The sequence below is a fragment of the Synechococcus sp. R3-13 genome, assembly GCF_047462195.1.
In the GTDB taxonomy this organism is placed as follows: Bacteria; Cyanobacteriota; Cyanobacteriia; order Thermostichales; family Thermostichaceae; genus Thermostichus.
Genome location: NZ_JANSIO010000196.1, coordinates 1 through 5,384 on the forward strand (window position 1 = coordinate 1; position 5,384 = coordinate 5,384).

Annotated in this window: 6 protein-coding genes and 1 pseudogene; 6 read left to right on the top strand and 1 reads right to left on the bottom strand. The window is 57.7% G+C overall.

Annotated features, from left to right (window positions below; all coding sequences use genetic code 11):
* Nucleotides 1–98 precede the first annotated feature (98 nt).
* Nucleotides 99–1,067 carry an isopenicillin N synthase family dioxygenase gene (locus NW856_RS06010; protein ID WP_414399507.1) on the bottom strand — a complete coding sequence of 323 codons (969 nt, stop codon included), beginning with the start codon at nt 1,065–1,067 and terminating at the stop codon, nt 99–101.
* A 583-nt stretch (nt 1,068–1,650) separates the two neighbouring features.
* Between NW856_RS06010 and NW856_RS06015 the strand changes: the two genes are divergently transcribed.
* From NW856_RS06015 to NW856_RS06040, 6 genes and pseudogenes are all read left to right on the top strand, one after another.
* Nucleotides 1,651–2,121, top strand: coding sequence for a hypothetical protein (locus NW856_RS06015; protein ID WP_011432434.1), 471 nt, complete (start codon nt 1,651–1,653; stop codon nt 2,119–2,121).
* Nucleotides 2,122–2,300: 179 nt separating this feature from the next.
* Nucleotides 2,301–3,338 carry a leishmanolysin-related zinc metalloendopeptidase gene (locus NW856_RS06020; protein WP_414399510.1) on the top strand — a complete coding sequence of 346 codons (1,038 nt, stop codon included), beginning with the start codon at nt 2,301–2,303 and terminating at the stop codon, nt 3,336–3,338.
* Nucleotides 3,339–3,463: 125 nt separating this feature from the next.
* Nucleotides 3,464–3,745: a hypothetical protein gene (locus NW856_RS06025; RefSeq protein WP_011432432.1), complete on the top strand. Its 282-nt coding sequence runs from the start codon at nt 3,464–3,466 to the stop codon at nt 3,743–3,745.
* A 60-nt stretch (nt 3,746–3,805) separates the two neighbouring features.
* Entirely contained in the window at nt 3,806–4,171 is a 366-nt protein-coding gene (locus NW856_RS06030) for a hypothetical protein (RefSeq protein WP_414399508.1), read from the top strand.
* Nucleotides 4,171–5,070 (top strand): DMT family transporter, encoded by a 900-nt coding sequence (locus tag NW856_RS06035; RefSeq protein WP_414399509.1) that lies wholly within the window; start codon nt 4,171–4,173, stop codon nt 5,068–5,070. The genes NW856_RS06030 and NW856_RS06035 overlap by 1 nt, the downstream gene beginning before the upstream one ends.
* 10 nt (nt 5,071–5,080) lie before the next feature.
* Nucleotides 5,081–5,384 (top strand): annotated as a pseudogene (locus tag NW856_RS06040) (glycosyl transferase); the annotation flags it as partial.

The window sequence follows — 5,384 nt, forward strand, 5'->3', positions numbered from 1 at the left end:
CAGTGCGGGGCTCCTGCGATTTCTAGCTGAGACAGGCTGGGAACTTCATACTCGTAGGGCAAGGCCGGGATCCGAACCATAGAGACCCCCAGTTGGGATCAATGCTGGGGCGGGGATCCTGCCTCGGCCAGGCCAATTTCCCTCAACCGCTGGGCCAAGTATTCTCCGGCAGTCAGGGAAGGAAACCGAGGGATCCCGCCGGTGCGGGCCACACAAGTCGGCAAGGGTGTGAGATCCACTTCTGCACGCGGATGCACAAAGAAGGGAATGGAAAAGCGGCGCTCTTGGGGGTTGTCGGGGTTGGTCACCCGATGGGTGGTGCTGCGCAGCAGGCCATTGGTGAGGTTTTGCAGCATATCCCCGGCATCGACAATGATCTGACCAGGGAGGGCCGAAATGGGCAGCCAAGATCCATCTCGTTGCAGAAGCTCTAGACCTGGCGCGGTGGCTTCACACAAGAGCGTGATCAAGTTGATGTCTTCATGGGCTGCAGCTCGTAAACTCTGGGGAGGGGCTTCAGCGGGAAGGGGCGGATAGTGAATCACCCGCAAGAGATTGGCTCCTCCTTCCGCCGCTTTGGGCAGGTATTCGGCAGGCTCCCCCAGATACAGAGAGATTGCTTGCAACAGTCCCTGGGCACAGGTTTCCAGTTGGGCGAACAGCTCTAGCATCACCCTGCGAAATTGGGGCACCTCCCGAGGCCAGATGTTGGCAGGAAGGTGGGGATCCCCTTCGCGCCCGATGTGCCAAAACTCTTTCAAGTCAGGGTAGGGGTGATTTTTGGCATGTTCTTTGCCAAAGGGGGTGTACCCTCGTTGCCCCAGCAGCGCCGGATCCTCATAGGTTCTCTTGGTTGGCTCTGGCAAAAGAAAAACGGCTTCTGCGGCTTCATAGGCTTCCCGGATCAATTCCGGCGATAGGCCATGGTTAACCAAGGCAAAAAAGCCAATCTGTTGCAGCGCTTCCCCCACCTGGCGGACAAGCTGCTCCCGCTCACCTGACGTTCCGTTTTGAAAGGCGGCGAAATCGACAACTGGCAGGGTCTGGCGTTGGGGAGTGGTTGCCATGGCAGAAGTCGTCTCTGGTGGAAAGTCAACACTTTCTCAGGCAGCGGGCTTGGTACCCTATGCTATCCTTCCTAAGAAGCCAAGGGGAGAGTTCTGAATCGAAGACGGTCTGTTCGGGGTTCATCTACAATATCTATCTACAATATCTAGAGTCTAAAGCTGCTCAGCTACTTGCCTTCCCACAAGATGCAGGTAGAATCCTGCCGGACAGCCTCTGTCCCTTTTGTCTGGAGATTGCACCTTGTAGTGGCCTGTGCCCTTTTTGGAAGGCTGTGATAAAGTCGATAGAAGCAAAGCTATGGATTGATTTTGCCTTGAGAGCAGTCTGAGCCCTGGGTAGGCGGAATGGAGCGAGTTGTTCTGTTGTTGCACTGGGTTAACTGGATAAAGCAGGGCAGGCTACTTCTCTCTTTTTTAGCTGATTAAAGTTTTTGTAAAGTTACGGATACCTGTTGCTTGTCAACCATAACCGCGCCTAGAATTGCCGAGGACTGATGTTTTCGGAGATAGTTTGCAGACACTGTTGATGTTGCTTTCCTTTTGCCTACTCTCAATCTGTTGACCTTTCGAGACCGACTGCTCTATGACAGACACTCATCCCTGTGCCCCCTGTATTGTGAATACGGGAACTTTGGTGAACAAGCGGGATATTTACCGACTCCTATCCGATTTGGCCCGTGTTCGCTACTTCGATATCGTCGATGGCTCAGTGCGGAAGCAAGGGGAAGGCTGCGTGGTGGATGTTTTTCAGGATCCCACTGCTGCCACACTGGTGGTAAACCGTAGCCTCTACTTAAATGTGAACAGCTTTGATTATGCCTGTCTGCGGGATCCCGCTTCCGAAGAAGAGATGGCCAACCTGGGCAAGGAGCAGCCGGGCGTGGTTATCGACTTGGTTCAGGACGGACGTATTCTGCGCTTGGTTCCCCTGGTGGAGCCGCGTTCGGATCCCGAGGAGCTCTTGGGGGATAACCAGGCGCTGCGGGCAGCGGTGGATGTTTTGGCTGCGGGCTGGGGCATAGAAGAGGAAAACTCTTCCGACTCCTCAGATTGAGAGATCCTGACCTGAAAATATAGACCTCCAAACCCATCTCTTCCTGGCCTTGAAGTTGACCGGTGCGGTGTGACGCAAATCATGCTCGGGAGGATGGTTGCAGCCGGTATGATCCACTTGGGTCATGGGGCTTTTTTGGAGGTGGTGTGAATTCAAGGCAGCGACTGCTTTTGGGCAGAGTGTGGGGCCTGCGCCTGCTTGGATCCCTGGTGGCTGTGCTTCTGGTACTGGCGCTCAAGGCCTGCGGGGGAAGTGGTGGCTCCTCTTCTGTGAGTGTCATTCCCACTCCCATTCCAACCGTCATTCCCACTTCTACTCCAACTGTCGTTCTCACCCCTACTCCGACTGTCATTCCTGCCCCTTTGCCCTCGCCAACGACTGCGCCTGCTTCCCAGTTCACCATTGACGTTCGCTTTCCCGACAACAGTCTCACCCCCACCCAGCAGTCGATCGTCCGCAATGCCGCTCTGCGCTGGCAACAGATCATCGTTGGCGACCAGCCGGATCTGCCCCCCACCACTATTCGGGCCGACGAATGTGATCGAGGGTTTCCCAGCACGCCACTCAATTTCCCCATCGACGATCTGTTGGTGGAGGTGCGGGCCAGAAATCTCGGCGACGAGCGAATTTTGGGGGGAGCTGCTCCCTGTTTTGTACGGGCCTCTAATGGTCTGCCTTTTTACTCCGTAGTTCTGTTCAACAGTCAAAATCTATCTGCCCTGGAAGAACGAGGGGATCTGCCCATTACTGCCCTGCACGAGTTGGGCCATGCCTTGGGCTTCTTGCCCATCGTCTGGGATCCCAAGGGGCTAACGGTGGGCTTGGTGGGACGGGATCAGCCTACGCCCCCTGGCTACGATCCCCGCTTCATCGGCCCCAGGGCGGTCAGCGCCTTCGCCACGCTGGGAGGAAACGCGCCCTCTGTGCCCTTGGAGAACCAGTTTGGGGAGGGATCCCGAGATTCCCATTGGCGGGAGAGCGTCTTGGGCCGCGAGCTGATGACCAGCCGCATCGACCGGGGGGTAGCCAACCCCTTAAGCATTCTCACCGTCGAAGCAATGGCAGATATCGGCTATGACGTGAACCCGGCAGCGGCGGATGGCTTTGCTTTGGGGCGCGGCAGGGGGGTCTCTCAACCTTTGGAGCTGCAAGAGCTGGAGTTGACCCTACCCCTACAGCGATTTGACGCCGAGGGCAGGCGGGTGGGGGATCCCTGAGAAAAAGAGCATATTTACTCATGGCCAAGAGGCTACCTTTTAACAATAATGAAGGTCGAGTTGTATAACTTCACAACATCGACATAACATCGACAAGTTCTCACCTCATCTCTTTGCAATTAGCTATGGGTATCCTCAAAAAGCTTTTCGGCGGCCTGTTCTCCTTTTTCGGCATTCTCTTCGGCGGCTTGGTGGATTTTGTTACCGGGCCTTTTCGTTCTGCACCGGCTTCTCCCAGCTCTGCTCCTGCGGCTACAGCAACTGCTCCTGCCAACAAGCCCAAGGTGGTGGTGGAGAAGCCTTTTGTGCCCAATGAGATCTCGGCTCCGCGTCCTAACCGTCGCCCTGGCCCGGCTTTGGATGTGTTCCGGGCTATGGTTCAGGAGATCCCTTCGGCGCGGGCTTAGTCTGCCCATCTTCGGGAGCAGCTCGTAAGATGGAGGTGACACCGCTGGAGACTGCTCTCTATGTCCGATCTCTCTTTCTCAGAACAAGAACGGCTGAAACAGCTTGAGCGTGAACTGGAGCAGGCGGCTGCAGCCTCTCGGGAGTCGGGAACATCCGTTGCGTCTCAGGGGAAAAGTGCCGTTCGAGCTTGGATTGAGACTTGGGGGCGTCCACTGGTGACGGTCTTCGCCATTCTGGGCTGTATTCTTCTGGTTGGGCTGTTCTTCCGGGTTTTCGGCACCGTTCTCAGGTGGGCGGTGGTGGCGGGGTTGGGCTACCTGCTCTACGCCTGGGTGGTGGCACCGCGGCTGGGCCTTCCCACCGGAGCTAAGTCGAAGCCAGAGGACGGCGGTAGCGGTGCGGAGCACCATCTCGACAGCTTTTGATGGGCAGGGATCTCTGGCGAGCATATGCTTACCTGGCGGCGGCCATCTTGGGCTGGGCTACGGCTGCCAGCGCTTTTAAGTTTGGGTTGCAGCACCTGTCGCCGACGGTCTTGCTGATTTTTTCGGCATTGAGCTCTTGCTTGATCCTGGGGATCGTTTTGGTGGTTACAGGGCGGGCGAGGTTGATCGGCAGGCAGAGGGGATCCCAAATCCGCCTGTCGGCCCTTCAGGGGCTGCTCAACCCCTTCGGCTACTATGGGGTGTTGTTCCAGGCTTATGACCGTCTGTCGGCTCAGGCGGCGATGGCTTTGAACTACACCTGGCCGCTGGTGCTGGCTCTTTTGGCGGTGCCGCTGCTGGGAGAGCGCTTCCGTTGGCGGCTGGTGTTGGCCTTGGGGGTGAGCCTGCTGGGGGTGGTGCTGGTGGCTACGGGGGGATCCTGGGGCACCTTGCAGGTGGAGGATCCCTGGGGGGTGCTGCTGGCGGTGGGCAGCTCTGGAATCTGGGCGCTCTACTGGCTGCTCAATGTGCGGGATGGGCGAGATGCGGTGCTGAAGCTGTTTATGGGGTTTCTCTTCGGCAGCCTCTATGGCCTGCTACTGCTGCCGTTTCAGGAGGTCTCTTGGACAGTTGCGGGGCTGGGTTGGGCGGCTTACATTGGTCTGGCGGAGATGGGCCTGACTTTTGTATTTTGGCTGCGGGCTCTGGAGTTGGCGGGCCATCGGGGATCCCTGGCCAACTGGGTGTATGTGACGCCCTTTTTGTCGTTGGGGTTGATTGCGGTGCTGTTGGGCGAGAGGATTGCGCTGGGATCCGTGCTGGGCCTGGGTCTGATTTTGGCCAGCAATCTGTGGGGATCCCGTAGGGAAAAGTCCCCCGCAGATCCTGTTCTGTCTTGAGGTGGTCGCGATGAATCCCGTTCCTCTGTATGTGGCGGCAACAGCGCACGGGTTTGGGCACGTTACCCGTCTGGCGGCGGTCGTGAATGCTTTGCTGCGGCGGGATCCCCATGTTCTGCCCATCTTTGTTACGCCGGCTCCCCGCTGGCTCCTGGAGCGTTACGTGGAGGGGAAGTTTCTCCATCGGCCGCGGGCGTTGGATGTGGGGGTGGTGCAGCCGGATGGGCTGCAAGCGGATCTGCCGGCTACGTTGGCTGCCCTCAAGGCGTTCAAAGCCAGCGCTGCGGAGCTTGTTCGAGAAGAAGCGGATTTCA